The sequence below is a fragment of the Nocardioides sp. genome, assembly GCF_036493135.1.
Classification (GTDB): Bacteria; Actinomycetota; Actinomycetes; order Propionibacteriales; family Nocardioidaceae; genus Nocardioides.
Window position 1 is genome coordinate 1 of record NZ_DASXQG010000078.1, and the last position, 25,389, is coordinate 25,389.

Here is a 25,389-nt window from a genome sequence, read left to right on the forward strand (position 1 = left end):
CCAAGGCCGCGCGTTCGGCGGTGAGGATCTTGGAGTGCACCTGCGCGACCTGCTGGGCCGTGGGCCGTCCCTCGGGATGGTGGTGGTGGCAGACCATCCAGCTGGTGCCGATCACCTGCTGCTTGGCGATCCGCCAGCAGCGATGCACATGGCAGTTGTGCTTGCGGTAGATCCCGACGCCCGCGCCGATGAACGCCAGCCCACCGATGTCGGCGCCGAAGCCCGACCAGAAGTTGTACCAGGCGCGCCCGTCCGTCCCGAGGACGTGGCCCAGACCCATCACCATCACAACGCCCGATGGTGCCACCGCCGCGGCGTCCGCCCGGACAGAACTGCCGGAAGTGTTGCGGCCCGATCTCGGGCCGGACCGGACCTCAGGCTGCGCGCTCTTCGTGTCGGTGCATGCCCAGGGCACGGGCCGGGTCGCCGTGCAGGTGCTCACCGGCGCCGAGCCAGGTATCGGTGGCGGCGGCGGCGCGAGCGATCAGCGACCGGGCCCAGCGGAAGTCGGTGGCCGACGTCGTGACCGGGCACAGCGGTGGCAGGACCACCAGGTCGACCAGGCCCGACAGCGCCATCACGTCGAGGACCAGCCGTTGGTGCAGCAGCAGCGTGAGCGCGTGAACGGCGCTCCCGACGGCCGAGCGAGGTGCCGCCGTCAGCGCGCACGCCACGCCGCTCGGCAGGACGACGATGCGGTCGGCGCCCAGCTCCGCGGCCCGTGTGACCGGGGCATGGTCGGCGATCGCGCCGTCGAAGAGCAGCCGCCCGTCCACCTCGACCGGCGGCAGGATCCCGGGCACCGCCGCGGAGGCCAGGACGGCTCGCCGTGCGTCCCCGGTGGAGAGCACGACCTCCGTCCCGGAGAGGACGTCGGTCGCGACCACGTGGACGGGGATCGGGGCGTCGGAGAGGTCGGTGTAGGTCAGGTGGCGGTCGATGACCCCGCTGAGTCCGGTCGGCGAGCAGAGGGAGGGCCGCAGACCCGAGAGCGCGAGCACGTGCCGCCGGGGGGAGAAGGGGAACACGTCCTGGCGCCGGAGCCCCTGCCAGATCTCGGCGAGGTCGGCCAGGGACCGCTGGTCGAAGCCGGCGCCTGCGATGTAGGCAGCGTTGAGGGCGCCGGCCGACGACCCCACCAGGAGGTCCGGCCGGAGCCCGTGTCGCTGCGCGGCCTGCATCATGCCCACCTGGACGGCGCTGAGAGCGCCGCCGCCCGAGAGCACGAAGGCCGTCGTCATCGTGCGCCCCCGGTCAACGTCGGGAGTACGCCGGGGCGATCCGCGCGAGGGCCAGTGCGGCGAGAAGAAGCCCGAAGTCGCGCAACGCGACGTCGCCGTACCCACCGATCAGGAGCAGGTTGGTGATGATCCCGGCCAGCCACAGCACCACGACGTACGCGCCGATCCGCGGCCTGAAGAACACCAGGAGCCCGGCCACGACCTCGATCACGCCGACCATGAGCATCGCCTGGTGGGCGTCGCCGGGGATCAGGTCGTTGAACTGCCCGGCCAGGTACTTGGGCCAGTTCGTCATCACGTTGGCGAACTTGTCGAGACCGAAGAGGATCGGGGCCACGGTGAACGCCGTGCGCAGGATCCAGAACGCCTCCTGCCCCGGGCGGTCGGTGCGGGTCGTGGTGGGGGTCTGGGGGTGAGCGATGGAGGAGGTCATGATGCGTCCTTTCTAACGGATAATTATGTCTCCATTAGATACCTCAGGCCGCTCTAACGTCAAGAAATGTGTCAGTTAGAATTCCCGTCCTGCCCTCCGCGACGGCCGGGGGTCGAAAACCTCACACCGTCTGGCTGCCGCGCGCTGGGCGCTCCTAACCTTGCGGCATGTCCGACGAGGTGACAGGAGGGCTCGACGAGCCCGAGGGGCTGCAGCCCGAGCCGGGTGCGCTCCGCCTCGCCGGCGACGGTGACGCGTGGTCGCGCGCCGACTGGGAGAAGGCCGCGGCCGGCGTGCTCCGCCGGGCGCACCGCCTGTCCGACGACGACCCGGACGACGCGGTCTGGGCGGCGCTGACCCACACGACGTACGACGGCATCCCGGTGACCCCGCTCGGCACGGCCGACCAGGCCGTGGCGCCGGCGGTCCCGCGCCCTACCCGGGTCGGTGGCTGGGACGTCCGGGTACGCGCCTTCGACGGGACCGACGTCGTCTCCGAGCTCGAGCGCGGCGCGACCAGCCTGTGGGTGCTCGCCGAGCACGTCGCCGCGGACACGCTGCCCGCGTTCCTCGACGGCGTCCTGCTCGACGTGGCGCCGGTCGTGCTGGAGACGCCGACGCTCGCCCACGCGGAGGCGCTGGTCGCGATGGGGCGGCTCCATCCCGCCTCCAACCTGGGCGCCACCGACGACACCGACCTGGTGGCGTTCGCCCGGCTCGCCATTCACGCCGGCGTGCGCGCCATCGTGGTCGATGGGGTGGTCGTGCACGAGCAGGGCGCCTCGGACGCTCAGGAGCTGGCCTGGGTGCTCGCCCGTGCGGCTCAGGTGCTCCGGATCCTCGAGGACGCCGGGATCGAGCCCGAGCAGGCGCTGCGCCTGATCGAGCTGCGCGTCGCGGTCACCGACGAGCAGTTCGTGAGCATCGCCAAGCTCCGGGCCGTCCGCGTCCTCTGGGCCCGGATGGCGGAGCTGTGCGGGGTCGACGTGACCCGTGCCCGCGTGCACGCGGTCACCAGCCGCCCGATGACCAGCGCGTACGACGTCCACGTCAACCTCCTGCGGACGACCGTCGCGGCGTTCGCCGCCGGTGTGGGTGGCGCCGACGTCATCACGACGGTGCCCTTCGACGAGCCCACGGGTGAGATCTCGACCCTCGGCCGGCGGCTGGCCCGCAACATCTCGGCGCTGCTCGTGGACGAGTCACACGTGGCGCGCGTGGCCGACCCCGCGGGTGGCGCCTACGCCGTGGAGCGCCTCACCGATGACATGTGCCAGGCGGCATGGGCCGCGCTCGGCCGGATCGAGGCCGACGGTGAGCAGGCGTTCTTCGCGCGGGTGGCGGAGGTGAAGGCACGACGGGAGGACGACGTCGCCCACCGACGCCGTCCCCTCACCGGGCTCAGCGAGTTCGCCAACCCGGCGGACCCCGCTCCCGCCCGACGCAACACCGCCTACCGGTACGGCGCGGCGTTCGAGGAGCTCCGCCACAACGCCCCGGAGGACCACGTCTTCCTGGCCACGCTCGGCCCGGTCGCCGAGCACACCGCCCGCGCCCAGTTCGCGACCAACCTGCTTGCGGCGGGCGGGATCGCGGTCGACGTCGCCGGCGCGACATCGGGTGTCGATGTCGTGATGGCGGCGTACGACGGGCAGGCCGTGGTCTGCCTGGCCGGCACCGATTCGGCCTACGCCGAGTGGGGCAAGGAGGTGACCGCGGTGCTGCGCGCGAAGGGTGCCCGTCGGGTGATCGTGGCGGGCCCGCCGACCGAGGGGGCCGACGACTCGTGCTCATTCGGCGACGACGCCGTCGCCTTCCTGACCCGCACCCGGGAGGCGCTGCGATGAGCGTGCCTGAGAGCTTCGCCGGGCTGCCGCTGGAGACGAGCAATCCCTATCTCGCGCGGGTGAGTCACGGGGCGAAGGGTGTCTCCTGGCACAGCCCGGAGGGCATCGAGATCAAGCCTCGGTACGACGCCGGCGACCTCGACGGTCTCGACGCGCTCGACACCTGGCCCGGCCTCACGCCGTACCTGCGCGGGCCCTACCCGACGATGTACACCACCCAGCCCTGGACGATCCGCCAGTACGCCGGCTTCTCGACCGCCGAGGAGTCCAACGCGTTCTACCGACGCAACCTCGCGGCCGGACAGAAGGGGCTGAGCGTCGCCTTCGACCTGGCGACCCATCGCGGTTACGACTCCGACCACCCGCGCGTGCGCGGTGACGTCGGCATGGCGGGCGTCGCGATCGACTCGATCTACGACGCGCGCACGCTGTTCGACGGCATCCCGCTGGACCAGATGTCGGTGAGCATGACCATGAACGGCGCGGTGCTGCCGGTGCTGGCGCTCTACATCGCCGCGGCCGAGGAGCAGGGGGTCAAGCCCGAACAGCTCTCGGGGACCATCCAGAACGACATCCTCAAGGAGTTCATGGTCCGCAACACCTACATCTACCCGCCCGGCCCGAGCATGCGGATCGTCGGCGACATCTTCACCTACACCGCCGAGCACATGCCGAGGTTCAACTCGATCTCGATCTCCGGCTACCACATGCAGGAGGCCGGCGCGACCGCCGACCTCGAGCTGGCCTACACGCTGGCCGACGGCGTGGAGTACCTCCGCACCGGCGTCGCCTCGGGCCTGGACGTCGACCGTTTCGCGCCCCGCCTCAGCTTCTTCTGGGCCATCGGCATGAACTTCTTCATGGAGGTCGCCAAGCTCCGGGCCGCGCGCGCCCTGTGGGCGAGGCTCGTACGTGACTTCGAGCCGCGCGACCCCAAGAGCCTCAGCCTGCGCACCCACTGCCAGACCAGCGGCTGGAGCCTGACCGCGCAGGATGCCTTCAACAACGTCGCGCGCACCTGCATCGAGGCGATGGCCGCCACCCAGGGCCACACCCAGAGCCTGCACACCAACGCCCTCGACGAGGCGATCGCGCTGCCCAGCGACTTCAGCGCCCGGATCGCCCGCAACACCCAGCTGCTCCTCCAGCAGGAGAGCGGGACGACGTGGTCCATCGACCCGTGGGCCGGCAGCTACTACGTCGAGCGCCTCACCCACGACCTCGCCGAGCGCGCCTGGGCGCACATCCAGGAGGTCGAGCAGGCCGGCGGGATGGCGCAGGCGATCGAGGAAGGCATCCCGAAGCTGCGGATCGAGGAGGCAGCGGCGCGGACCCAGGCGCGGATCGACTCGGGCGCCCAGGCGGTCATCGGCGTCAACACGTACCGGCTCGACGACGAGGAGCCGCTGGAGGTCCTCAAGGTCGACAACGACGCTGTGTACCGGCATCAGGTCGCCAAGCTCGAGCGGCTACGCGCCGAGCGTGATCCCGACGACGTACGGCGCACCCTCGACGCCCTCACGAAGGCCGCCGCAGCTGATCACAACCTGCTGGCCGTCGCGGTCGATGCGGCACGGGCCAAGGCGACCGTGGGTGAGATCAGCGGTGCGCTGGAGAAGGTCTGGGGCCGGCACCAGGCGCAGATCCGTACCATCTCGGGTGTGTTCAGGGACGAGTCCGGGAGCGCCGGCGACGGGCCCGTGCAGCAGGTGCTCGACGCGACTGGGGCGTTCGAGGAGGCCGAGGGTCGTCGCCCCCGGATCCTGATCGCGAAGATGGGCCAGGACGGTCACGACCGCGGCCAGAAGGTGATCGTCAGCGCGTTCGCGGACATGGGCTTCGACGTCGACGTCGGGCCGCTGTTCTCCACGCCGGAGGAGGTCGCGCAGCAGGCCGTCGACGCCGACGTCCACATCGTCGGGGTGAGCAGTCTGGCCGCGGGCCACCTGACGCTGCTGCCGGCCCTGAAGACGGCGCTGGCCGAGCACGGCCGCGGCGACATCATGGTCGTGATCGGCGGGGTGATCCCGCCCGGAGACGTCTCCGCGCTCGAGGAGATGGGCGCTGCGGCGGTCTTCCTCCCCGGCACCGTGATCGCGACGTCGGCACTCGACCTGCTCGCCCGGCTGCGCGCGCAGCTCGACCACTGATGGCCGGTTCATGAGGGAGAGCCTGGCCGCGCACGTCGCCGCCGGACGCCGGGCCGCGGTCAGCCGCGCGATCACGCTCGTCGAGTCGAGCCACCCCGAGCACCGGGCGCAGGCGCGCGAGCTGCTGGCCGCTCTCACGGCGCCCGACAAGGCCGCCGTCCGCGTCGGCATCTCCGGGGTGCCCGGCGTCGGGAAGTCGACGTTCATCGAAGCGCTCGGCGGCCGGCTCACGGCTGCCGGCCACCGGGTCGGCGTGCTCGCGGTCGACCCCAGCAGCCAGCGCACCGGCGGCTCCGTGCTCGGCGACAAGACCCGGATGCAGCGGCTCGCGACCGACCAGCGCGCCTTCATCCGGGCCAGCCCGAGCGCGGGCACGCTCGGCGGCGTGGCCAGGGCGACCAGCCAGGCCATGCTCGTGCTGGAGGCCGCGGCGTACGACGTGGTGCTGGTCGAGACGGTCGGCGTCGGGCAGTCGGAGACCACGGTCGCCGGCATGGTCGACACCTTCCTCTTCCTCACCCTGGCCCGCACCGGCGACCAGCTCCAGGGCATCAAGCGCGGCATCCTCGAGCTCGCCGACGTGATCGCGGTGAACAAGGCCGACGGTGACCGCGAGGCCGAGGCGCGGTCCGCAGCTCGCGAGCTCGGGGGAGCGTTGCGGATGGTGCACGGTCGCGAGCGGGCGCCGTCCGTGGTCACCTGCTCGGCGCTGACGGGAGCCGGGGTCGACGACGTCTGGCAGCAGGTGCTCGCCCATCGAGACCGGCTCGGCGACGAGGGGCTGGCGGAGAAGCGCGCCCACCAGCAGCTGGACTTCGCCTGGGCACTGGTCCGCGACGAGCTCGAGCAGCGCCTGCGCCGCTCCGAGGCGGTTCGCAGGGTGCGCGGCGAGGTACGTGATCTCGTGCTCCGCGGCGAGCTCCCCGCGGTCGCGGCCGCCGACCGGATCCTGGCGGCGTACGACGATGCGGAGCACGCCCCGAGGGTGGACTAGCCTCGTACGGCCATGTCCAGGGAAGAAGCTCTCGCGATCGTCGAGACGGTGGTCGACAAGCGCGAAGACGATCTCGTCGACCTGCGCCGCGACCTCCACGCCCACCCCGAGCTGTCGTGGCAGGAGACCCGGACCACCGACCTGGTCAGCCACAGCCTCGACGAAGTGGGCTGGCAGGTGACGCGCACCGGTGACTCCGGCCTGATCGCCGACCTCGGCGACGGTGACGGCCCGCGGGTCGCCCTGCGTGCCGACCTGGACGCCTTGCCCGTCAACGACACCACCACCGACCCGTGGCACAGCCAGGTGACCGGCGTCGCCCACGCGTGCGGGCACGACGTCCACACCACGGCGCTGCTCGGCGCCGGCCTCGCCCTGGCCGAGGTGCACGCCGAGGGGCGGCTGCCCGGGCGCGTGCGTCTGCTCTTCCAGCCGGCCGAGGAGGTCATGCCCGGAGGCGCCACGCGGCTGGTGGAGCTCGGGGCTCTCGACGGCGTGAACCGGATCTTCTGCCTGCACTGCGACCCCACCATCGATGTCGGACAGGTCGGGCTCCGCGAGGGCCCGATCACCGGTGCCGCGGACGCCCTGGCGATCCGGCTGACCGGGAGCGGCGGCCACACCAGCCGCCCGCACCTGACCGAGGACCTCACCTTCGCCCTGGGCAAGCTCGTGACCGAGCTACCGGCGGTGCTCTCACGGCGGCTCGACCCCCGCGTCGGCGTCAGCGTCGTCTGGGGGCGGCTCGAGGCCGGCCGCGCGCTCAACGTGATCCCCGAGGTGGGCACGCTCGCCGGCACGGTCCGGATGCTCGACGCGGTCGCCTGGAGCGACATGGAGGAGCGGATCCGCCGCCACGTCGCCGAGATCGTCGCGCCGTACGGCGTGGAGGCCGCGGTCGACTACCAGCGCGGCGTCCCGCCCGTGGTCAACGACGCAGCCTCGGTCGCCCTGCTCGGCCGCGCGGTCGACGAGGTGCTGGGCACCGCCGGGCGGGCTCCGACGACGCAGAGCCTCGGCGGCGAGGACTTCGCCTGGTATCTCACCCGCGTCCCCGGCGCCATGGGGCGACTGGGCACCCGTGAGCCCGGCGGCACGACGTACGACATCCACCAGGGCAACCTGCGTGTCGACGAGCGTGCCACGGCGATCGGCGCGAAGGTCCTGGCGACGGTCGCGGTCGGCGCTGCGTAGCCCGTCTCGCCCCGCCGAGGGTCACAAGTCGGCGACGCACCCCCCCATGGATGGCGGAGAGGGGTGGCCGCGGTTAGGGTGACCCCCAATCCGCGCCCATGGTGGGCTGCGGTCTGAGTCAAGGAGGAGCATCTTGCGGCGTACCAGCAAGATTGCTGCTGTGGCCGTGATCGCGACGCTCGCGCTCACCGGTTGTGGCAAGAAGAGCGATTCGAGCAGCACATCCACGGGATCATCCGACGACGTCTGCAATACCGCGAAGGGGAGCGGGCCCAAGATCGGTCTGGCGTACGACGTGGGCGGGCGCGGCGACCAGTCGTTCAACGACTCGGCCTACACCGGCGTGTCGAAGGCGGTCACCCAGTTCGACGGTAGCTGCATCGAGGGCGAGGCTCAGGACGGCGAGCCGGAGTCTGCTCGCGAAGACCGCTTGTCGCAGATGGCCGACCAGGGCGCCACGGCGATCATCGGCGTCGGCTTCGCCTACAGCGACGCCGTCAACGCGGTCGCCCCGAACTACCCGAAGGTGAACTTCGCGGTCGTGGACGGCTTCGACCCCGACAAGAAGGTCAACAAGAACGTCGCGTACTTCTCGTTCGCCGCGAACGAGTCGTCGTTCCTGGTGGGCGTGGCGGCGGCGCAGGCCACCAAGTCCAAGCAGGTCGGGTTCGTGGGCGGTGTCCACAACGACCTGATCAAGAACTTCGAGGCCGGCTACACCGCTGGTGTGCACGCCGTCGACCCGAGCATCAAGGTCGACATCGCCTACATCCAGGAGAGCAATCTGTCCGGCTTCAACGACCCGGCGGGCGGCAAGACCGCGGCCGCCGGCGAGTTCGACAAGGGCGCCGACGTGGTCTACCACGCGTCGGGTGCGTCCGGTAGTGGCGTCTTCGACGCCGCGGTCGAGGCCGGCGACGGCAAGTGGGCGATCGGTGTGGACTCCGACCAGTACCTCACCGCCACTGCCGACCAGAAGAAGCACATCCTCACCTCGGCCCTGAAGCGGGTCGACATCGCGTGCTTCGACTGGATCCAGACCGTCAACGACGGGAGCCCGGCCACCAGCTACGTGACGTACGACCTGAAGAACGGTGGCGTCGGCTACGCAACGTCGAACCCCGCGATCAAGCCTTACGAGGCGAAGATCAATGAGTTCGCCGACAAGATCAAGAGCGGCGCGATCAAGGTCCCGACGACGCCGTAACCACCTCGCACCACGGCCTCCGGCCCGGGAGTAGCCTGCTCCCGGGCCGGACGCATGTCTCGAGCGTTCGGTTCCCCTTCTCGTCCGACGACTACGGAGGTTCCACGTGGCCGCCGCCGCACCCGCCGCGGAGCAGGACGTCTCTGCTCCCGAGGTGAAGCTGACCGGGATCGGCAAGAGGTTCCCCGGCGTGGTCGCGAACCACGACGTCGAGGTGACCATCCGGCCCGCCAGCGTGCACGCACTGATCGGCGAGAACGGCGCCGGCAAGTCGACGCTGATGAAGATCCTGTACGGCGTCCAGAAGCCCGACGACGGCGAGATCCTGATCGACGGCGAGCAACGGGTCTTCAAGTCACCGAGCGACGCCATCGCGGTCGGCATCGGCATGGTCTTCCAGCACTTCATGCTGGCCGACAACTTCACCGCCCTGGAGAACGTCGTGCTGGGCGCCGAGAAGATGCACGGGATCGGCGACCACGCCGAGCAGGAGTTCCGGTCGATCTCGGACCGCTACGGCTTCGGCCTCGACCCCGACGTCCTGGTCGAGCGGCTCGGGGTGGCCGACCGGCAGCGCCTGGAGATCCTCAAGGTCCTCTACCGAGGGGCCAGGGTGATCATTCTCGACGAGCCGACCGCCGTGCTGGTCCCCCAGGAGGTGGACGCCCTCTTCGAGAACCTCCGCGACCTCCGCGGACACGGTCACTCGGTGCTGTTCATCTCCCACAAGCTCGACGAGGTGCTGGCGATCGCGGACGACATCACGGTGATGCGCCGCGGCACCACGGTGGGGGAGGCCACGCCCGACAAGGTCACCAAGCGACAGTTGGCCGAGCTGATGGTCGGTTCGGAGCTGCCCTCACCGGAGGCCACGGAGCGCACCGTGACCGACGTCGTACAGCTGACGCTCGACGGCGTCACGCTGACCGACGAGTTCGGCCGCAACCTGCTCACCGACATCACCTTCGAGATCCACCAGGGCGAGGTCCTCGGCATCGCCGGCGTGGAGGGCAACGGACAGGCCGAGCTGGTCGAGACCGTGATGGGGATGCGCGAGGCGAGCGCCGGCACGATCCACCTCGGCGACCGCGACGTCACCGAGTGGGACACCCGTCGTCTCCGCGAGGCCGGCATCGCCTACATCCCCGAGGACCGCCACCGCCATGGGCTGCTGCTCGACTCTCCGCTCTGGGAGAACCGCATCCTCGGGCACCAGACGCAGGCACCCAGCGCCTCGGGGCCGTGGATCGACCGCGGCGGAGCACGCGAGGACACCCTCCGCATCGTGCGCGAGTACGACGTACGCACGCCCGGCATCGACACGCTCGCCCGAGCCCTGTCCGGCGGCAACCAGCAGAAGCTGATCGTCGGTCGGGAGATGAGCGGCGAGCCGGTCCTGCTGATCGCCGCCCATCCGACCCGGGGCGTCGACGTCGGCGCCCAGGCGGCGATCTGGGAGCACATCAAGCGCGCCCGCCGCGACGGTCTGGCCGTGCTGCTGATCTCCGCGGACCTCGACGAGCTGATCGGTCTGTCCGACCGGATCGAGGTCATCCTGCGCGGCCGTCTCGTGGGCGAGTTCGACCCCGCGCGGGTCACCCCGCAGGATCTCGGCTCCGCGATGACGGGAGGTGGGGAGTAGTGGACATCGCACGCCGCATCGGCTTCGCCATCCTGGCGCCGGTGATCGCGATCGCGATCGCGATGGCGGCCACCAGCCTCGTCATCGTCGCGACCGGCAGTGACTCCGGGGTGGGCGACTTCTGGTCGATCATCCTGTCCAAGCCCTCGGACCGGATCCTGGTGGACATCGTCAACCAGACCTCGATGATCTACCTCTCTGCCGTCGCGGCCGCCGTCGGCTTCCGGATGGGGCTGTTCAACATCGGGGTCGAGGGTCAGTACGCCGTGGCGTCGTACGCCGCCGCCAGCTTCGCCGGTGCCGCGTTCCTGCCCGGGTTCCTCAACGTCTTCGTGAGCCTCGCGATCGCCGTGGTCGTGGGCGCTCTCTGGGCCGGCATCGCCGGCATCCTGCGGGTGACCCGCGGTGTCAGCGAGGTCATCTCGACGATCATGCTGAACGCCATCGCGGGCATCCTGGTCGGCTATCTGCTCGATCGCTACGGCATCCACGGGGGCAACTCCGTGCGGACCAAGGTCATTCCAGCGGGGTCGCAGATCGGCGGCTGGGCGCCGTTCGCGTCGGCCGACGGCCAGATCTGGACGCTCGGGCTGCTCGCCGTGCTGGTCGGCATCGGATTCTGGCTCCTGCTGAACCGCACGACGTTCGGCTTCGACCTGCGTGCGACCGGCGCTTCCCAGACGGCCGCGGTCGCCAGCGGGATCAAGGTGAACCGGATGATCCTGACCTCGATGCTGATCTCCGGAGGCGTCGCGGGCCTGATCTGGATGCCGGCCTTCTTCGGCAACGCCTGGTCCTACGGCACCACGTTCCAGGCGGGGCTTGGCTTCACCGGCATCGCGGTCGCGCTCCTGGGGCGCAACCAACCGCTCGGCATGGTGTTCGGCGCGCTCCTCTTCGCGTTCCTGACCGCGCAGTCCAACTCACTGACGCTGCTCACCGACATCTCCGCCAGCGTCGTCCAGATCACCCAGGGAGTCGCGGTGCTGGCGGTCGTCGTCGCCTACGAGCTGGTGCGCCGCTACCGCGTCCGGGTCGAGCAACGCGCGGTCGCCGAAGCGCCGAGCGTCCAGGCCGAGGAGGTGCCGGCGTGAGCACGGTCGTCCCCGACGTCGCCAGCGCTCCTCCCCCGGTGAGGGGCCGCGCCTTCGAGCGGCTCCGCGGCCGTTACTGGCTGATCGTCCTCGGCGCGATCGTCGTCTTCTCGGCGGTCCGGCTGGTCACCAACGCCGACGACATCACCTCGGCGAACACCGTCCGGGCCGCGATCATGTCGGCGTGCCCGATCCTGCTGGCCGGGATGGGCGGGTTGTGGTCCGAGCGTGCCGGGGTGGTCAACATCGGGCTCGAGGGCCAGATGCTGATGGGCACCTGGGGTGCGGCGTACTTCACCTACTGGTACGGCCCGTGGGCGGGTCTGCTCGGCGCCGCTGCGTTCGGTGCGCTCGGCGGGTTGCTGCACGGGCTCGCCACGATCACCTTCGGGGTCGACCACATCGTCTCCGGTGTCGCGATCAACATCATCGGTCTCGGGGCGACCCAGTTCCTGGCCGAGGCGTACTTCAGCGACCTGCAGAACGGCGGCCCCCGCCAGTTGACCGGCCTCGATCCGTTGCCCTACCTGACGTTCCCGCATCTGTCGGACTGGTTGATATCCCTCAACAACCAGCACTGGTTCGTGATCTCCGACGTCGCCGGGTTCCTCGCGGCGCTCACCTCCCGGGTGTCGGTGCTGACGGTGATCATCGCGGTGATCGTCGTGCTCACGTCGTGGCTGCTGTGGCACACGACCTTCGGGCTGAGGCTGCGGTCGTGCGGCGAGAGCCCGGTCGCTGCGGAGTCCCTGGGCGTCAATGTCTACCGCTACAAGTACATCGCGGTGACCGTGTCCGGTGCCCTGGCCGGACTCGGTGGCGCGTTCCTGGCCCTGGTCGCCTCAAGCGGCTTCGTCACCAACCAGAGCGGCGGGCGAGGCTACATCGGTCTGGCCGCGATGATCTTCGGCAACTGGCAGCCGTTGGGAACCGTCGGTGCGTCGTTGATGTTCGGCTACACCGACGCGCTGCGGTTGCGCACGCCGTCCGCGGTGCACGCCCTGCTGCTGCTGGTCGCCCTCTTCCTGCTCGCCTACGCGGCCTGGCGCTTCTACAAGAAGCAGCGCACGTCGGGGATCGTGATGGGCGCCCTCGGGATCGGCTTCCTGCTGTGGTTCCTGCTCACCGACACGGTGCCGCGCGAGTTCACCGGCATGACGCCGTACGTCGTGACCCTGCTCGTGCTGTCGCTGGCCAGCCAGCGGATGCGGCCGCCGGCCGCGGACGGCCAGGTGTATCGCAAGGGCTCGGCGGGGTGAGCTCCGCCGAGGTCGACTGGACCGCACTGCAGGAGGCTGCGGTCGCGGCGATGCGACACGCCTACGCCCCCTACTCGCACTACCCGGTGGGTGCCGCCGGCCTGGTGGACGACGGGCGGGTCGTCAGCGGCTGCAACGTCGAGAACGCCGCGTACGGCGTGGCGCTGTGCGCAGAGTGCGGCATGGTGTCGCAGCTCCACATCACCGGCGGCGGCCGGCTGACCCACGCCGTGTGCGTCGACGGGCACGGATCGGTGATCATGCCGTGCGGGCGGTGCCGTCAGCTGCTGTACGAGAACGGCGGGCCGGAGCTGGAGCTGATGACCGGCTCCGGTGTGCGACGGATGGACGAGGTGCTCCCGGATGCTTTCGGTCCCGACAACCTCGCTTGACCTGGCCGCCCCGGACTTCGTCGCCGACCCCTACCCGTTCTTCGCCGAGGAGCGACGACGCCACCCGGTCGCGTGGCACGAAGCCTCCGGGATGTTCCTGACGTTCGACCACCCGAGCGTGTCCGCGGTGCAGCGCAACCGCGACCTGGGCCGCATCTGGCGCGACCGTGAGCCCGCGGCGTACCTCGAGCCGTTCAACCTGCTCCACCGCAACCAGATGATGGAGCACGAGCCACCGGAGCACACCCGGCTACGGCGGCCGGTCACCGCCGCGTTTAACCGAGGTCACATCGAGCGGTTGCGGCCGCGGGTGCGCGAGCTGGCGGGGGAGCTCCTGGCCGCGGTCGACCCCGCGTCGTTCGACGCGGTCGGGGACTTCGCCGAGCCGCTGCCGGTGCTGGTGATCTCCGAGCTGCTCGGGGTGCCCCGCTCCCACGCGCCGGAGCTGCGAGCCTGGTCGCAGGCCATCGTGCGGATGTACGAGCCGACACCGTCCGCGGAGGTGGTCGACGCGGCGGTGGTCGCCGCACGGGATTTCGCTGCCCTGGTGCACGACCTCGCCGATGCTCGTCGTACGACGCCCGCGGACGACCTGGTCAGCGACCTGGTGGCCACCGACCTGTCGCCCGACGAGGTGGTGGCCTCGGCGGTCCTCCTGCTCAACGCCGGCCACGAGGCATCGGTCAACGTGTTCGGCAACGGGCTGGTCGCGCTGCTCGAGCGCGGGCTCCGCCCGGCCGACGACGTGGCACTGACGGTCGAGGAGATGCTGCGCTTCGACTCTGCCCTGCAGCTGTTCGAGCGGACCGCGACCGCGCCCGTCACCGTGGGCGAGGTCGTGGTGGAGCCGGGACAGAAGATCGCGGCGCTCCTCGGAGCCGCGAACCGTGACCCGGCGGTGTTCGCCGACGCCGACCGGGTCGACGTACGCCGCGATCCCAACCCGCACCTGGCGTTCGGGGTCGGAGTGCACTTCTGTCTCGGGGCACCGCTGGCCCGGATGGAGCTTGCGGAGTCGCTCTCGGCTCTGTTCGCGGCGTTCCCCGACCTGGTCCTTGCCGGCGAGCCGGAGTCGCGTGGCACCTTCGTCCTGCGCGGCTACCGGTCCGTCCCGGTGGCCGCGACCGATGGATAGGGTGCCGCTCATGTCTCATGACGCCGTCGAGGTGATCCGCGCGAAGCGCGACGGGCAGGAGCTCAGCGACGGCCAGATCGACTGGGTCGTCGACGCGTACACGCACGGGGTCGTCGCCGACGAGCAGATGGCGGCGCTGGCGATGGCGATCCTGCTGAACGGGATGAGCCGCCGCGAGATCGGCCGGTGGACCGCCGCGATGATCGCGTCGGGGGAGCGGATGGACTTCTCCTCGCTGTCCCGCCCGACCGCCGACAAGCACTCGACCGGAGGGGTCGGCGACAAGATCACGCTGCCGCTGGCGCCGGTCGTGGCGGCGTGCGGCGTCGCCGTTCCCCAACTGAGCGGTCGCGGCCTCGGCCACACCGGCGGGACCCTCGACAAGCTCGAGTCGATCCCCGGCTGGCGGGCCGCACTGTCCAACGACGAGCTGGTCGCGCAGCTCGAGTCGGTCGGCGCGGTGGTGTGCGCGGCGGGCGACGGCCTGGCGCCGGCGGACAAGAAGCTCTACGCCCTGCGCGACGTCACGGGCACGGTGCCGGCGATCCCGTTGATCGCCTCGTCGATCATGTCGAAGAAGATCGCCGAGGGGACCGGTGCGCTGGTGCTCGACGTGAAGGTCGGGACGGGTGCCTTCATGGGGACCGTCGACGAGGCGCGCGAGCTCGCGACCACGATGGTCGCGCTCGGCCAGGACGCCGGGGTCCACACCGTCGCGCTGCTGACCGACATGTCGACGCCGTTGGGGCTGACCGCCGGGAACGCCGTCGAGGTGCAGGAGTCGGTCGACGTCCTGGCCGGGGGCGGCCCGGCCGACGTGGTGGAGCTGACCCTCGCCCTCGCCCGGGAGATGCTGGCCGGCGCCGGGCGCGACGATGTCGACCCCGCGGAAAGGCTGGCCGACGGGTCGGCCATGGATGTGTGGCGGGCCATGATCTCGGCCCAGGGCGGCGACCCCTCGGCGGCACTGCCCGTCGCGCGCGAGTCGCATGTCGTCCCCGCGCCGGCATCGGGCACGCTGATCCGGCTCGATGCGATGGCGGTCGGGGTGGCCGCATGGCGGTTGGGTGCGGGCCGGGCCCGCAAGGAGGACGCCGTCCAGGCCGGAGCCGGCGTCGTCTGGCATGCGCGACCCGGTGAGGCGGTCACCGAAGGTCAGCCCTTGTTCACGCTGCACACCGACGACCAGGAGCGGATCCCGCGTGCCCTGGAGTCGCTGGAGAGTGGCTACGAGATCGGTGACGCCGCGGCGTACACAGCCCAGCCGTTGGTGATCGAGCGGGTGGACTGAGCCAGGTCGGCGCCAGGACTCCTCACTCGAGCAGCAGGACGACGGTCTCGGCGACGCAGGCGGGCTTGTCGTGGCCCTCGATCTCGACGGTGTGACGGAACGTGAGCTGCCGGCCGGCGGGCACGTCGGTGACCTCACCCAGAACAACCCGGCTGCGGATGCGGGAGCCGACTCGGAGCGGGCTCGGGAAGCGGACCTTGTTCACGCCGTAGTTGAGTTTCGCGCCGGCCGTCTCCAGGTAGAAGACCTGGCTGCCGAGGTAGGGGATCAGGGACAGCGTGAGGTAGCCGTGTGCGATCGTCCCCCCGAACGGGCCGGCCGCCGCGCGCTCCACGTCGACGTGGATCCACTGGTGGTCACCGGTCGCGTCGGCGAACGCGTTCACCCGACCCTGGTCGATCTCCAGCCACTCGCTGGTGCCGAGCTCCTCGCCGGTCAGTGAGGCCAGCTCGTCGAGGTCGTCGAGCACGCGCATGGAGTCTCCTGCGGAGGTCGGTCTGCCAGGCCGCATCTGGAAGGCTGGGGTCATGTCCGAACTTACCCGTGACCAGATCCAGCGGGCTCCGAAGGTGCTGCTGCACGACCACCTCGACGGCGGGCTTCGTCCGCAGACGGTGCTCGAGCTGGCCGAGCAGGTCGGTCACCGGCTCCCGGCCGACGACGCGGAGTCGCTCGGGCGGTGGTTCGCCGAGTCCGCGGACTCGGGCTCCCTGGTGCGCTACCTCGAGACGTTCGACCACACCGTCGCGGTGATGCAGACCGAGGAGGCCCTCGAGCGGGTCGCCCGTGAGTCCGTCGCCGACCTCGCGGCGGATGGTGTCGTGTACGCCGAGATCCGCTACGCCCCGGAGCAGCACGTGAGCAGCGGCCTGACCCTCGATCAGGTGGTCGGCGCGGTCCGGTCGGGCTTCGAGGCGGGCATGGTCGACGCCGACGGCAGGATCGTGGTGCGTCAGCTGCTCACCGCGATGCGCCACCAGGCGCGGTCCCGCGAGATCGCTGAGCTGTCCGTGGCCTGGCGCGACTCCGGAGTGGTCGGGTTCGACATCGCGGGTGCCGAGGCGGGCTTCCCCCCGACCCGGCACCTCGACGCGTTCGAGTACCTCCAGCGTCAGAACTCCCACTTCACCATCCACGCCGGCGAGGCCTTCGGGCTGCCGTCGATCTGGGAGGCGATCCAGTGGTGCGGCGCCGACCGCCTCGGCCACGGCGTCCGGATCGTCGACGACATCACGGTGGATGACGACGGCGAGGCCCACCTCGGACGGCTTGCGGCGTACGTCCGCGACAAGCGCATCCCGCTCGAGCTCGCTCCGGCCTCGAACATCCAGACCGGTGCCGCGTCCTCGATCGCCGAGCACCCGATCGGCCTGCTCACCGAGCTGCGCTTCCGGGTCACGGTGAACACCGACAACCGGCTGATGAGCCAGACCTCGATGACCAGCGAGATGGCCGCACTCGTCGATGCCTTCGGCTACGACCTCGCGCGCCTGCGCTGGTTCACGATCAATGCGATGAAGTCCGCCTTCCTGCCGTTCGACGAGCGGCTGGCGATCATCGAGGACGTCGTCAAGCCCGGCTATGCCGCTCTCGGCGCCGGCTGACCCTCAAGGCTGGAGGAGGGCCCGGATCCGCTCGCCGGCCTCGGTGACGGGAACGACCTCACACCCGAGCGCCGCGGCGTCGGCGATGACGCGGCGCTGGTCCCGCATCAGCGCCCATCCTCGACGGAGCAGGACCAGCGGCGGCTTGCGGTGCTCGCGCAGGTCGCGGGTGAGCCGGCGCCAGAACGTCACCAGCGGGTGCTGGCTCAGGCACAGGGCGGCGGCGAGCACTCCGTGGGCCCGGCAGGCGGCGACGATCTCCTGGGCGAAGATCCCCTCGGCCACGAACAACGACGCACCGTCCAGCTCCACCACGTGCGTCCCGGAGGGGCCGTTGCGGGCGATGTCGTAGACCGGCGCCACGGTGCGGCCGGTGGTGGCCAGCTCGCAGATGGCCCGGAAGGCCTCGTCGTGGTGCCAGGAGCGGGGATCGTCCCAGTCGACGAGCCCGGCGTTGGCGCCGTGGTCGATGCGAGGGAGCCCTGGGTCGTCGCCGTTGCGGTAGAAGTCGTCGAGCCGGAGCACCGGGAGACCCGTGTGCGCTGCCAACCGCGACTTCCCGACTCCCGACGGTCCGGCCAGCACCACGACGCGGGCACCGATCTGACCGGGTGGGACCGGTGGGGGCGGGTCCGGAGGGGGCACCGCGACATTGTGCCGGAGCGCCCGGCACGGGGCCGGACCGGCCCGTCCCGCATCGCCGGACGGCCCGATTTTGCCGAATCGGCCGCGCTGAAAGGTAAAAGAACTGAGACTGGCCAGTGGTCTCTCTCGGACGACGCCGGCCCCCAAGACCCTGTGACGGAGAAGAACACATGCATGTGTCGCGCCCTCGACGCAGTGCCATCCGCGCCCGCGCGCTCCTCGCGACGTCGCTGGTCGCAGCGCTCGCCGTGCTGGCGTCGGCGACGGCACCGACGGCACACACGGCACCGACGGGAGAGACGTTGGCCTCGGCCAGCTTCCCCGTCGAACGCGGGCAGCACCACCAGGGGAAGGTCAGGAAGGTCAAGGTCGACCCGCGCCTGTTCGGAGTGCACGACCGGTTCCTGACGTCGCTGTCACACCGGAGCACCCGGTCGATCCGGCTGTGGGATGCCGGCACGGACTGGCCGGCGATCCAACCCACCCGCACCACGTGGAACTGGGCTCCCCTCGACACCGTGGTGCGCAAAGCCCACCGGAACGGGACCTCGGTCACCCTGGTCGTCGGCCTCTCCCCGTCGTACGCCGCGGCGCGGAGCACCGACGCGCCCGACCTCGGTCTGTACCGGGCGTACCTGACCGCGGTGATGAAGCGCTACCGCGCCCAGCACTGGGGCTACCGCGGCATCGCGGCGTACCAGGTCTGGAACGAGGCCAACATCAGCACGTTCTGGACCGGCACCAACGTTCAGCTCGCCCGCCTCACCAAGGCCGCGTACGACGTGCGCAACAAGGTCGACCGGGGTGCCCAGATCATCGCGCCGGCGATGGTCACCCGGTTGAAGTTCGAGCAGAAGGTCATCTCGGCGTTCTACGCGACCAGGGTGCCGTCCACCCACAGGCCGGTCTGGAAGTACGTCGACGCGATCTCGCTCAACCTGTACCCGACCGGGACCATCCCCCTGGCGCACGGCCGTACGCGCACGTCGACTCCGGAGGACTCGATGGTCCTGCTCAGGACGGTGCGCGGCCTGTTGGCCAAGCGCCACGTCCCGTCCTCGATCCCGATCTGGAACACCGAGGTCAACTACGGGATGGGTTCCGGGACACCGGCCGCGCCGATCCCCCAGGCGCGACAGGTCGCCTACGTGATGCGGACGTACCTGTTGAACGCTGCTCGAGGCGTCAAGCGAGTGGACTGGTACGCCTACGACATGGGCGTGATGCCCGGTGGTGGCACGCTCGGCAACACGCTCCTGACGGACCCGACCGAGCGCACGGCCGGGCGGCTGACGCCGGCGGGCGTCGCCTTCACCCGGATCCAGGGGTGGATGCGTGGCACCCTGATCGGCACCGCCGTGAAGCCGCCGTGCAGCACCGACAGGCACGGCACCTACACCTGCAAGATCACCTACGCCCACGGCGTCGGCCGCGTGTACTGGAACCCGTTCAGGCGCGCCACGGTCCGGCTCCCGCACAGCGCCAGGACGAAGGTGAGCGAGTTCGGCGCCTCCAGCAAGGCGAGGGGCGGGGCCAGGCTCACCGTCACCTACCGGCCGGTGCTGGTGAAGTCCAAGCGGTGACCGACCCGGCGCTCGGGTTCAGACGCCGATCGGGTGCCAGACGGTCTTCGTCTCCAGGACGCCGGTCATCCGGTCGAGTCCCGGGTCCTCGCTCCAGTCGGGCTCGGCGGCCGGCGCTCGGCGTACCCGCTTGAGGTTCGCGGCGGCCTCGACCTCGAGCGCCGTCGCCTGCTCGGGGTCGCCGGCCAGGCCGGTCAGGTCGATCGCGTTGACATCCATGTGCGACGCCAGCGTGACGGCCGTGCGGTCCAGCGAACCGGTCAGGATGTTGACCACGCCGCCGGGCACGTCGGAGGTCGCGAGCACCTCGGCGAGGGTCACGGCGGGCAGCGGACGGTCGGTGGACGACGCGACGACGACGGTGTTGCCGCTGATGATCACCGGCGCGACCACGCTGACCAGGCCGAGCAGGCTGGACTCCTGGGGGGCGAGCACCGCGACCACGCCGGTCGGCTCCGGAGTGGAGAGGTTGAAGAACGGCCCGGCGACGGGGTTGGCGTTGCCGACGACCTGGGTGAGCTTGTCGGCCCACCCGGCGTACCAGACCAGACGGTCGATGGACTCGTCGAGCACCTTGCCCGCGGCCGCGGCCGTCCGTCCCTCACCCCGGCGCAGCGCCTCGACGAACTGCGGCCGGCGGTCCTCCATCACCTCCGCGATCCGGTAGACCACCTGGCCCCGGTTGTACGCCGTGCGCCCGGCCCAGCCGGGGAACGCCTTGCGCGCCGCCGCGACCGCGTCGCGGGCGTCCTTGCGAGAGGCCAGGGCGGCGTTCGCGACGAACCGGCCCCGCACATCGTTGACGACGTAGGAGTGGCCGGACTCCGAGCGCGGGAACGCGCCGCCGATGAACAGCTTGTAGGTCTTCCTGACATCGATGCGCGTCACTTGAGACTCTGCCCCTTCAAGTAGCCCTCCAGGCCGTGACGACCGCCCTCGCGGCCATACCCCGACTCCTTGTAGCCGCCGAACGGGCTGGTCGGGTCGAACTTGTTGAACGTGTTGGCCCAGACCACGCCGGCTCGGAGCGCGTTGGCCACCTTCAGGATCCGCGACCCCTTGTCGGTCCAGACACCGGCCGACAGCCCGTACGGCGTGTTGTTGGCCTTCTCGATCGCCTCTGCCGGCGTGCGGAACGTCAGCACCGACAGCACCGGACCGAAGATCTCCTCGCGGGCGATCCGGTGGGCCTGGGTGACACCGGTGAAGATCGTGGGTGCGAACCAGAAGCCGTGGTCGGGCAGCTCGCACGGGGCCGACCAGCGCTCGGCCCCCTCCTGCTCACCGATCTCGGACAGCTCGCGGATCTTGGCCAGCTGCTCCGCGGAGTTGATGGCCCCGACGTCGGTGTTCTTGTCGAGCGGGTCGCCGAGCCGCAGGGTGGCCATCCGGCGCTTGAGCCGCGCCAGCACCTCGTCGCCGACGCTCTCCTGCACGAGGAGACGCGAGCCCGCGCAGCAGACATGTCCCTGGTTGAAGAAGATGCCGTTGACGATGCCCTCGACCGCCTGGTCGAGCGGGGCGTCGTCGAACACGATGTTGGCGGCCTTGCCGCCGAGCTCGAGGGTGACCCGCTTGTCAGAGCCGGCCACGGACTTCGCGATCGCCCGCCCGACCTCGGTGGAACCCGTGAACGCCACCTTGTCGACGTCCGGGTGGGAGACCAGGGCGCGGCCGGTGTCGCCGGCGCCGGTGATGATGTTGACGACACCGGGCGGAAGGTCCGCCTGCTGGCAGATCTCGGCGAAGAGCAGAGCCGTCAACGGCGTGGTCTCGGCCGGCTTCAGCACGACGGTGTTGCCGCAGGCCAGCGCCGGCGCGATCTTCCACGACAGCATCAGCAGCGGGAAGTTCCACGGGATGACCTGGCCGGCGACGCCGAGGCTCTGCGTCCCGTGGCCGGAGTACTCCAGCTTGTCGGCCCAGCCGGCGTAGTAGAAGAAGTGCGCCGCGGCGATCGGGACGTCGACGTCGCGGGTCTCCTTGATCGGCTTGCCGTTGTCGATCGACTCCAGCACCGCGAGCTCGCGGCCGCGCTCCTGGATGATCCGCGCGATCCGGAACAGGTACTTGGCGCGCTCCTTGCCGGGTATCCGGCCCCAGACCCGGCTGTGGGCTCGTCGCGCGGCCTTCACGGCGAGGTCGACGTCCGCCTCGTCGGCCTCGGCGACCTCGGCGAGAACCTCCTCGGTCGAGGGGCTGATGGTCTTGAAGCTGTGGCCGTGCCCGTCGACGAACTCGCCGTTCACGAACAGGCCGTACGACGGCTTGATGTCGACGATCGCGCGGGACTCGGGAGCCGGGGCGTACTCGAACTTCGCGCCGGTTGGGCTTGTCGAAACCATCATCAGTCCAGGGTGAAGTAGTCGGGGCCGGAGTAGCGGCCGGTGGCGAGCTTGGTGCGCTGCATCAGCAGGTCGTTGAGCAGCGTGGAGGCGCCGAAGCGGAACCAGTCGGGGTCGAGCCAGTCGGGCCCGGCGACCTCGTTGACCATCACGAGGTACTTGATCGCGTCCTTGCTGGTGCGGATGCCGCCGGCGGGCTTCACCCCGATCATCTGCCCGGTCTGCTCGCGGTAGTCGCGGACCGCCTCGAGCATCACCAGCGTGACCGGCGGTGTGGCGGCGGGCTGGACCTTGCCGGTGGACGTCTTGATGAAGTGCGCACCGGCCATCATCGCCAGCCAGCCCGCGCGACGTACGTTGTCGTAGGTCTGGAGCTCGCCCGTCTCCAGGATGACCTTGAGGTGAGCAGGTCCAGAGGCCTCGCGGACGGCCGCGATCTCCTCGAACACCTGGAGGTAGTGACCGGCCAGGAAGGCGCCGCGGTCGATCACCATGTCGACCTCGTCAGCGCCCGCGGCCACCGCGTCACGGGTGTCGGCGAGCTTCACATCCATCGCCGCCCGGCCGCTCGGGAAGGCGGTCGCGACGGAGGCGACGTGGACGCCGCTGGACCCGAGGGCCTGCTTGGCGGTGGCCACCATGTCGGGATAGACGCAGACCGCCGCCACCGACGGGCAGGTCGGGTCGGCGGGGTCGGGTCGCATCGCCTTGGCCGAGAGGGCGCTGACCTTGCCGGCCGTGTCCTGGCCCTCGAGGGTCGTGAGGTCGACCATCGAGATCGCCAGATCGATCGCGTAGGCCTTGGCCGAGGTCTTGATCGAGCGGGTGCCGAGGCCCGCGGCCCGCTGCTCGGCCCCGACCTGGTCGACGCCGGGCAGACCGTGCAGGAACCGCTTCAGCGACGACTCCGACGCGGCGACGTCCTCCCAATCGTTACCTGGGCCGGCGGGCTGGGTGGCTGTGGTCGTCACCGACCCAGCATAGAGTTCATCGGGTGACCGAGGAGATCGAGAGATTCCGGCCGACCAACGGCCGGTTCATGGGTGTCCTGGGCCTCGCCCTCTGTGCGTTCGTCGCCGCCGTCCTCATCGTGTCCGAGTCGGCACACGTCGCGGTGCCCGGAGTCGTCGCCTGCGCGTTCGCCGCGGTGTTCGTCTGGCTGGTGATGCTGCGCCCGAGCGTGTCCGCCTCGACCACCGAGCTGCACCTGAAGACGCTGTTCTGGAACGTCTCGATCCCGCTTGCCTCGGTGGAGACGGTGCTGGTACGCCGCTACCTGCTGGTCCGCTCGGGCGGCCGGAAGTACATCTGCCCGGCGATCAGCCGCTCCCTGCGGAAGACCGTGCGGACCGAGATGAAATGGGGCGGCAGTCCGCAGATCCTGACGCCGGGGCTGTCGGAGGAGCGGCTCGCCGGCGGGGCCATCCAGACCGACGTCGACCACGAGCTCGCCTATCCCGACTTCGTGGAGCAGCGGATCGCGCACCTGGCGGCCGACGACCGCGCCCGCCGGGGCATCGCGGAGCGGTCGGAGGAGGAGTACGAGCTCGGCTCGCAGGTCCTCCGGCGCCCGGCCTGGCTCGAGATCGCCGTCCTGGCGGTACTCGCGGTCGCCTTCGTGGTGGCGCTAATCATCTAGATCCCGGCTAGATCTCGGCTAGATCCCGGCGGAGGCCTTGATGTCGTCGCGCAGCGCGTCGAGGCGGGCGGCCGCCGAGATGCGGGCGGCATCGACGCCGGCCTCTTCGTCCACCGGCACCACGACCTCGAGGTAGCACTTCAGCTTCGGCTCGGTGCCGCTCGGGCGCACGATCACGCGGGCCCCGCTGCCGAGCCGGTAGCGCAGCCCCTCGGTGGGCGGCAGGCCACCGTCACCTCGAGCCAGGTCGTCCACGGACTCCACCTGGAGCCCGCCCAGCGCGCGGGGTGGAGTCGCCCGGAGCCGGTCCATGGCCGCGGCGATCTCATCCAGATCGGTGACCCGCACCGAGAGCTGGTCGGTGGCGTGGAGCCCGTGGGCGAGGGCGAGATCGTCCAGGACGTCGACCAGGGTGCGGCCCTGCGCCTTCTCGGCGGCCGCGAGCTCGCAGAGCAGCAGCAGCGCGGACACGCCGTCCTTGTCCTTCACGTGCTCCGGGTCGACGCAGTAGCCGAGCGCCTCCTCGTAGCCGAACACCAGGCCCTCGACCTTGCTGATCCACTTGAAGCCGGTGAGGGTCTCGGCGAACGGCTGCCCGGCCGCGGCTGCCATCTTGCTCAACAGGCTCGAGGAGACGATCGAGCACGCGTAGGTGCCGGCGTGGCCGCCGGTGAGGAGGTGGTGGGCCAACAGCGCCCCGACCTCGTCTCCGCGCAGCATCCGCCAGCCGTGCGCGTCCGGCACGGCGGCGGCACACCGGTCGGCGTCGGGGTCGTTGGCCACCACCAGGTCGACCTGCTTGTCCGCCGCCAGCGCCATCGCGAGGTCCATGGCGCCCGGCTCCTCCGGGTTGGGGAAGGACACGGTGGGGAAGTCGGCGTCGGGCTGCTCCTGCTGCGGTACGACGTACGGCGCGTCGAAGCCGGCCGTCTCGAGCACCTGCGTCACCGAGGTGCCACCCACGCCGTGCAGGGGCGTGTAGACCAGGTGCAGGTCGCGCGGGCCGTCGCCGGCGAGACCGGCGACGGTGTCGAGGTAGGTGTCCACGATGCTGTCGCCGAGGATCGTCCAGCCGTCGCCGCGCGGGACGTCGACCAGGGCCCCGACCGCCTCGATCCGGGCGGCGATCTCGGCGTCGGCCGGTGGCACGATCTGGCTGCCGTCGCCCAGGTAGACCTTGTATCCGTTGTCGCGAGGGGGGTTGTGGCTGGCGGTCACCATCACGCCCGCGACGCAGCCCAGCTCGCGGATCGCGAACGCGAGCAGCGGCGTGGGCAGCGGGCGGGGGAGGACCAGTGCGCGGAGCCCGGCGCCGGTCATCACCTCGGCGGTGTCGCGCGCGAAGACGTCGGAGTTGTGGCGCGCGTCGTACCCGATCACGACGGAGGCGTCGCGCACGGCGCCCTGATCCTTCAGGTACGCCGCGAGCCCGGCCGCCGTGCGGGTCACGACCACACGGTTCATCCGGTTGGAGCCGGCGCCCAGCTCACCGCGTAGACCGGCCGTGCCGAACTCCAGCGTGCCGTCGAAGCGGTCCGCCAGCTCGGCCGTCTCGCCCTGCTCGAGGAGCGCCTCCAGCTCGGCGCGTGTGGTCGGGTCGGGGTCGTCGGCAGCCCAGGCCCGGGCGCGCTCGATCAGGTCGCTCACCCACCGCAGGCTAGTGGTGCCGGGGGTGGGGAGCGGCATGATCGGAC

The 25,389-nt window shown here is 70.8% G+C and carries 23 protein-coding genes; 14 read left to right on the forward strand and 9 right to left on the reverse strand.

What is annotated here, in order from left to right; genetic code table 11:
* From VGJ24_RS14885 to VGJ24_RS14895, 3 genes are all read right to left on the reverse strand, one after another.
* The coding region (locus VGJ24_RS14885) for a hypothetical protein (RefSeq protein ID WP_331501418.1) at nucleotides 1–286 on the reverse strand (286 nt) is incomplete at its 3' end.
* A gap of 88 nt (nucleotides 287–374) precedes the next feature.
* Nucleotides 375–1,241, reverse strand: coding sequence for a patatin-like phospholipase family protein (locus tag VGJ24_RS14890; protein WP_331501419.1), 867 nt, complete (start codon nucleotides 1,239–1,241; stop codon nucleotides 375–377).
* 13 nt (nucleotides 1,242–1,254) lie between these two features.
* Nucleotides 1,255–1,674: a hypothetical protein gene (locus VGJ24_RS14895; protein ID WP_331501420.1), complete on the reverse strand. Its 420-nt coding sequence runs from the start codon at nucleotides 1,672–1,674 to the stop codon at nucleotides 1,255–1,257.
* A 167-nt stretch (nucleotides 1,675–1,841) separates the two neighbouring features.
* Between VGJ24_RS14895 and VGJ24_RS14900 the strand changes: the two genes are divergently transcribed.
* The 11 genes from VGJ24_RS14900 to VGJ24_RS14950 all read left to right on the forward strand — a co-directional run bounded on the left by VGJ24_RS14900 (nucleotide 1,842) and on the right by VGJ24_RS14950 (nucleotide 15,879).
* Nucleotides 1,842–3,521 carry a methylmalonyl-CoA mutase family protein gene (locus tag VGJ24_RS14900; RefSeq protein WP_331501421.1) on the forward strand — a complete coding sequence of 560 codons (1,680 nt, stop codon included), beginning with the start codon at nucleotides 1,842–1,844 and terminating at the stop codon, nucleotides 3,519–3,521.
* On the forward strand, nucleotides 3,518–5,671 hold the full coding sequence (gene scpA, locus VGJ24_RS14905) for a methylmalonyl-CoA mutase (protein ID WP_331501422.1): 2,154 nt from the start codon (nucleotides 3,518–3,520) through the stop codon (nucleotides 5,669–5,671). Before VGJ24_RS14900 ends, scpA begins: the two co-directional genes overlap by 4 nt.
* A 10-nt stretch (nucleotides 5,672–5,681) precedes the next feature.
* Entirely contained in the window at nucleotides 5,682–6,665 is a 984-nt protein-coding gene (gene meaB, locus VGJ24_RS14910; RefSeq protein WP_331501423.1) for a methylmalonyl Co-A mutase-associated GTPase MeaB, read from the forward strand.
* A gap of 12 nt (nucleotides 6,666–6,677) precedes the next feature.
* Entirely contained in the window at nucleotides 6,678–7,859 is a 1,182-nt protein-coding gene (locus VGJ24_RS14915; protein WP_331501424.1) for an amidohydrolase, read from the forward strand.
* A 133-nt stretch (nucleotides 7,860–7,992) separates the two neighbouring features.
* On the forward strand, nucleotides 7,993–9,066 hold the full coding sequence (locus VGJ24_RS14920; RefSeq protein ID WP_331501425.1) for a BMP family ABC transporter substrate-binding protein: 1,074 nt from the start codon (nucleotides 7,993–7,995) through the stop codon (nucleotides 9,064–9,066).
* 106 nt (nucleotides 9,067–9,172) lie between these two features.
* Nucleotides 9,173–10,708 (forward strand): ABC transporter ATP-binding protein, encoded by a 1,536-nt coding sequence (locus tag VGJ24_RS14925; RefSeq protein WP_331501426.1) that lies wholly within the window; start codon nucleotides 9,173–9,175, stop codon nucleotides 10,706–10,708.
* On the forward strand, nucleotides 10,708–11,802 hold the full coding sequence (locus tag VGJ24_RS14930) for an ABC transporter permease (protein WP_331501427.1): 1,095 nt from the start codon (nucleotides 10,708–10,710) through the stop codon (nucleotides 11,800–11,802). The genes VGJ24_RS14925 and VGJ24_RS14930 overlap by 1 nt, the downstream gene beginning before the upstream one ends.
* Entirely contained in the window at nucleotides 11,799–13,061 is a 1,263-nt protein-coding gene (locus VGJ24_RS14935) for an ABC transporter permease (RefSeq protein WP_331501428.1), read from the forward strand. Before VGJ24_RS14930 ends, VGJ24_RS14935 begins: the two co-directional genes overlap by 4 nt.
* Complete coding sequence (locus tag VGJ24_RS14940) at nucleotides 13,058–13,453, forward strand: cytidine deaminase (protein WP_331501429.1); 396 nt, start codon at nucleotides 13,058–13,060, stop codon at nucleotides 13,451–13,453. The genes VGJ24_RS14935 and VGJ24_RS14940 overlap by 4 nt, the downstream gene beginning before the upstream one ends.
* A complete protein-coding gene (locus VGJ24_RS14945; protein WP_331501430.1) occupies nucleotides 13,425–14,588 on the forward strand; it encodes a cytochrome P450 in 1,164 nt (387 codons plus the stop codon). The genes VGJ24_RS14940 and VGJ24_RS14945 overlap by 29 nt, the downstream gene beginning before the upstream one ends.
* Before the next feature lie 10 nt (nucleotides 14,589–14,598).
* Nucleotides 14,599–15,879: a thymidine phosphorylase gene (locus VGJ24_RS14950; RefSeq protein WP_331501431.1), complete on the forward strand. Its 1,281-nt coding sequence runs from the start codon at nucleotides 14,599–14,601 to the stop codon at nucleotides 15,877–15,879.
* A gap of 22 nt (nucleotides 15,880–15,901) precedes the next feature.
* Here the strand turns inward: VGJ24_RS14950 and VGJ24_RS14955 are convergent, their stop codons facing one another.
* Nucleotides 15,902–16,354 carry a MaoC family dehydratase gene (locus tag VGJ24_RS14955; protein ID WP_331501432.1) on the reverse strand — a complete coding sequence of 151 codons (453 nt, stop codon included), beginning with the start codon at nucleotides 16,352–16,354 and terminating at the stop codon, nucleotides 15,902–15,904.
* 52 nt (nucleotides 16,355–16,406) lie between these two features.
* On the opposite strand from VGJ24_RS14955, the gene VGJ24_RS14960 reads away from it, so the two are divergent.
* The gene (locus VGJ24_RS14960; RefSeq protein WP_331501433.1) at nucleotides 16,407–17,483 is read left to right on the forward strand and encodes an adenosine deaminase; all 1,077 of its coding nucleotides are present in this window, start codon (nucleotides 16,407–16,409) and stop codon (nucleotides 17,481–17,483) included.
* 3 nt (nucleotides 17,484–17,486) lie between these two features.
* Here VGJ24_RS14960 and VGJ24_RS14965 read toward each other — a convergent pair whose 3' ends face one another.
* The gene (locus tag VGJ24_RS14965) at nucleotides 17,487–18,128 is read right to left on the reverse strand and encodes an ATP-binding protein (protein ID WP_331501434.1); all 642 of its coding nucleotides are present in this window, start codon (nucleotides 18,126–18,128) and stop codon (nucleotides 17,487–17,489) included.
* A gap of 170 nt (nucleotides 18,129–18,298) precedes the next feature.
* On the opposite strand from VGJ24_RS14965, the gene VGJ24_RS14970 reads away from it, so the two are divergent.
* Entirely contained in the window at nucleotides 18,299–19,711 is a 1,413-nt protein-coding gene (locus tag VGJ24_RS14970) for a hypothetical protein (RefSeq protein ID WP_331501435.1), read from the forward strand.
* A gap of 18 nt (nucleotides 19,712–19,729) precedes the next feature.
* On the opposite strand, the gene VGJ24_RS14975 is transcribed toward VGJ24_RS14970, so the two are convergent.
* The 3 genes from VGJ24_RS14975 to deoC are packed head-to-tail and all read right to left on the reverse strand — an operon-like array spanning nucleotide 19,730 to nucleotide 23,027.
* Entirely contained in the window at nucleotides 19,730–20,599 is an 870-nt protein-coding gene (locus VGJ24_RS14975; RefSeq protein WP_331501436.1) for an aldehyde dehydrogenase family protein, read from the reverse strand.
* Complete coding sequence (locus tag VGJ24_RS14980; RefSeq protein WP_331501437.1) at nucleotides 20,596–22,059, reverse strand: aldehyde dehydrogenase family protein; 1,464 nt, start codon at nucleotides 22,057–22,059, stop codon at nucleotides 20,596–20,598. Before VGJ24_RS14980 ends, VGJ24_RS14975 begins: the two co-directional genes overlap by 4 nt.
* The gene (gene deoC, locus VGJ24_RS14985; RefSeq protein WP_414691094.1) at nucleotides 22,059–23,027 is read right to left on the reverse strand and encodes a deoxyribose-phosphate aldolase; all 969 of its coding nucleotides are present in this window, start codon (nucleotides 23,025–23,027) and stop codon (nucleotides 22,059–22,061) included. Before deoC ends, VGJ24_RS14980 begins: the two co-directional genes overlap by 1 nt.
* 23 nt (nucleotides 23,028–23,050) lie before the next feature.
* On the opposite strand from deoC, the gene VGJ24_RS14990 reads away from it, so the two are divergent.
* Nucleotides 23,051–23,695 carry a hypothetical protein gene (locus VGJ24_RS14990; RefSeq protein WP_331501438.1) on the forward strand — a complete coding sequence of 215 codons (645 nt, stop codon included), beginning with the start codon at nucleotides 23,051–23,053 and terminating at the stop codon, nucleotides 23,693–23,695.
* Nucleotides 23,696–23,713: 18 nt separating this feature from the next.
* Here the strand turns inward: VGJ24_RS14990 and VGJ24_RS14995 are convergent, their stop codons facing one another.
* Nucleotides 23,714–25,381 carry a phospho-sugar mutase gene (locus VGJ24_RS14995; protein ID WP_414691095.1) on the reverse strand — a complete coding sequence of 556 codons (1,668 nt, stop codon included), beginning with the start codon at nucleotides 25,379–25,381 and terminating at the stop codon, nucleotides 23,714–23,716.
* Nucleotides 25,382–25,389: the final 8 nt, after the last annotated feature.

Excerpts from the sequence above, each read along its gene's own strand:
- VGJ24_RS14890 (WP_331501419.1), bottom strand. The coding sequence starts at position 1,241 with ATGACGACGGCCTTCGTGCTCTCGGGCGGCGGCGCTCTCAGCGCCGTC.
- VGJ24_RS14895 (WP_331501420.1), bottom strand. The coding sequence starts at position 1,674 with ATGACCTCCTCCATCGCTCACCCCCAGACCCCCACCACGACCCGCACC.
- VGJ24_RS14900 (WP_331501421.1), top strand. The coding sequence starts at position 1,842 with ATGTCCGACGAGGTGACAGGAGGGCTCGACGAGCCCGAGGGGCTGCAG.
- scpA (WP_331501422.1), top strand. The coding sequence starts at position 3,518 with ATGAGCGTGCCTGAGAGCTTCGCCGGGCTGCCGCTGGAGACGAGCAAT.
- meaB (WP_331501423.1), top strand. The coding sequence starts at position 5,682 with ATGAGGGAGAGCCTGGCCGCGCACGTCGCCGCCGGACGCCGGGCCGCG.
- VGJ24_RS14915 (WP_331501424.1), top strand. The coding sequence starts at position 6,678 with ATGTCCAGGGAAGAAGCTCTCGCGATCGTCGAGACGGTGGTCGACAAG.
- VGJ24_RS14945 (WP_331501430.1), top strand. The coding sequence starts at position 13,425 with ATGCTTTCGGTCCCGACAACCTCGCTTGACCTGGCCGCCCCGGACTTC.
- VGJ24_RS14950 (WP_331501431.1), top strand. The coding sequence starts at position 14,599 with ATGTCTCATGACGCCGTCGAGGTGATCCGCGCGAAGCGCGACGGGCAG.
- VGJ24_RS14955 (WP_331501432.1), bottom strand. The coding sequence starts at position 16,354 with ATGCGCGTGCTCGACGACCTCGACGAGCTGGCCTCACTGACCGGCGAG.
- VGJ24_RS14960 (WP_331501433.1), top strand. The coding sequence starts at position 16,407 with ATGTCCGAACTTACCCGTGACCAGATCCAGCGGGCTCCGAAGGTGCTG.
- VGJ24_RS14970 (WP_331501435.1), top strand. The coding sequence starts at position 18,299 with ATGCATGTGTCGCGCCCTCGACGCAGTGCCATCCGCGCCCGCGCGCTC.
- VGJ24_RS14980 (WP_331501437.1), bottom strand. The coding sequence starts at position 22,059 with ATGATGGTTTCGACAAGCCCAACCGGCGCGAAGTTCGAGTACGCCCCG.
- VGJ24_RS14995 (WP_414691095.1), bottom strand. The coding sequence starts at position 25,381 with ATGCCGCTCCCCACCCCCGGCACCACTAGCCTGCGGTGGGTGAGCGAC.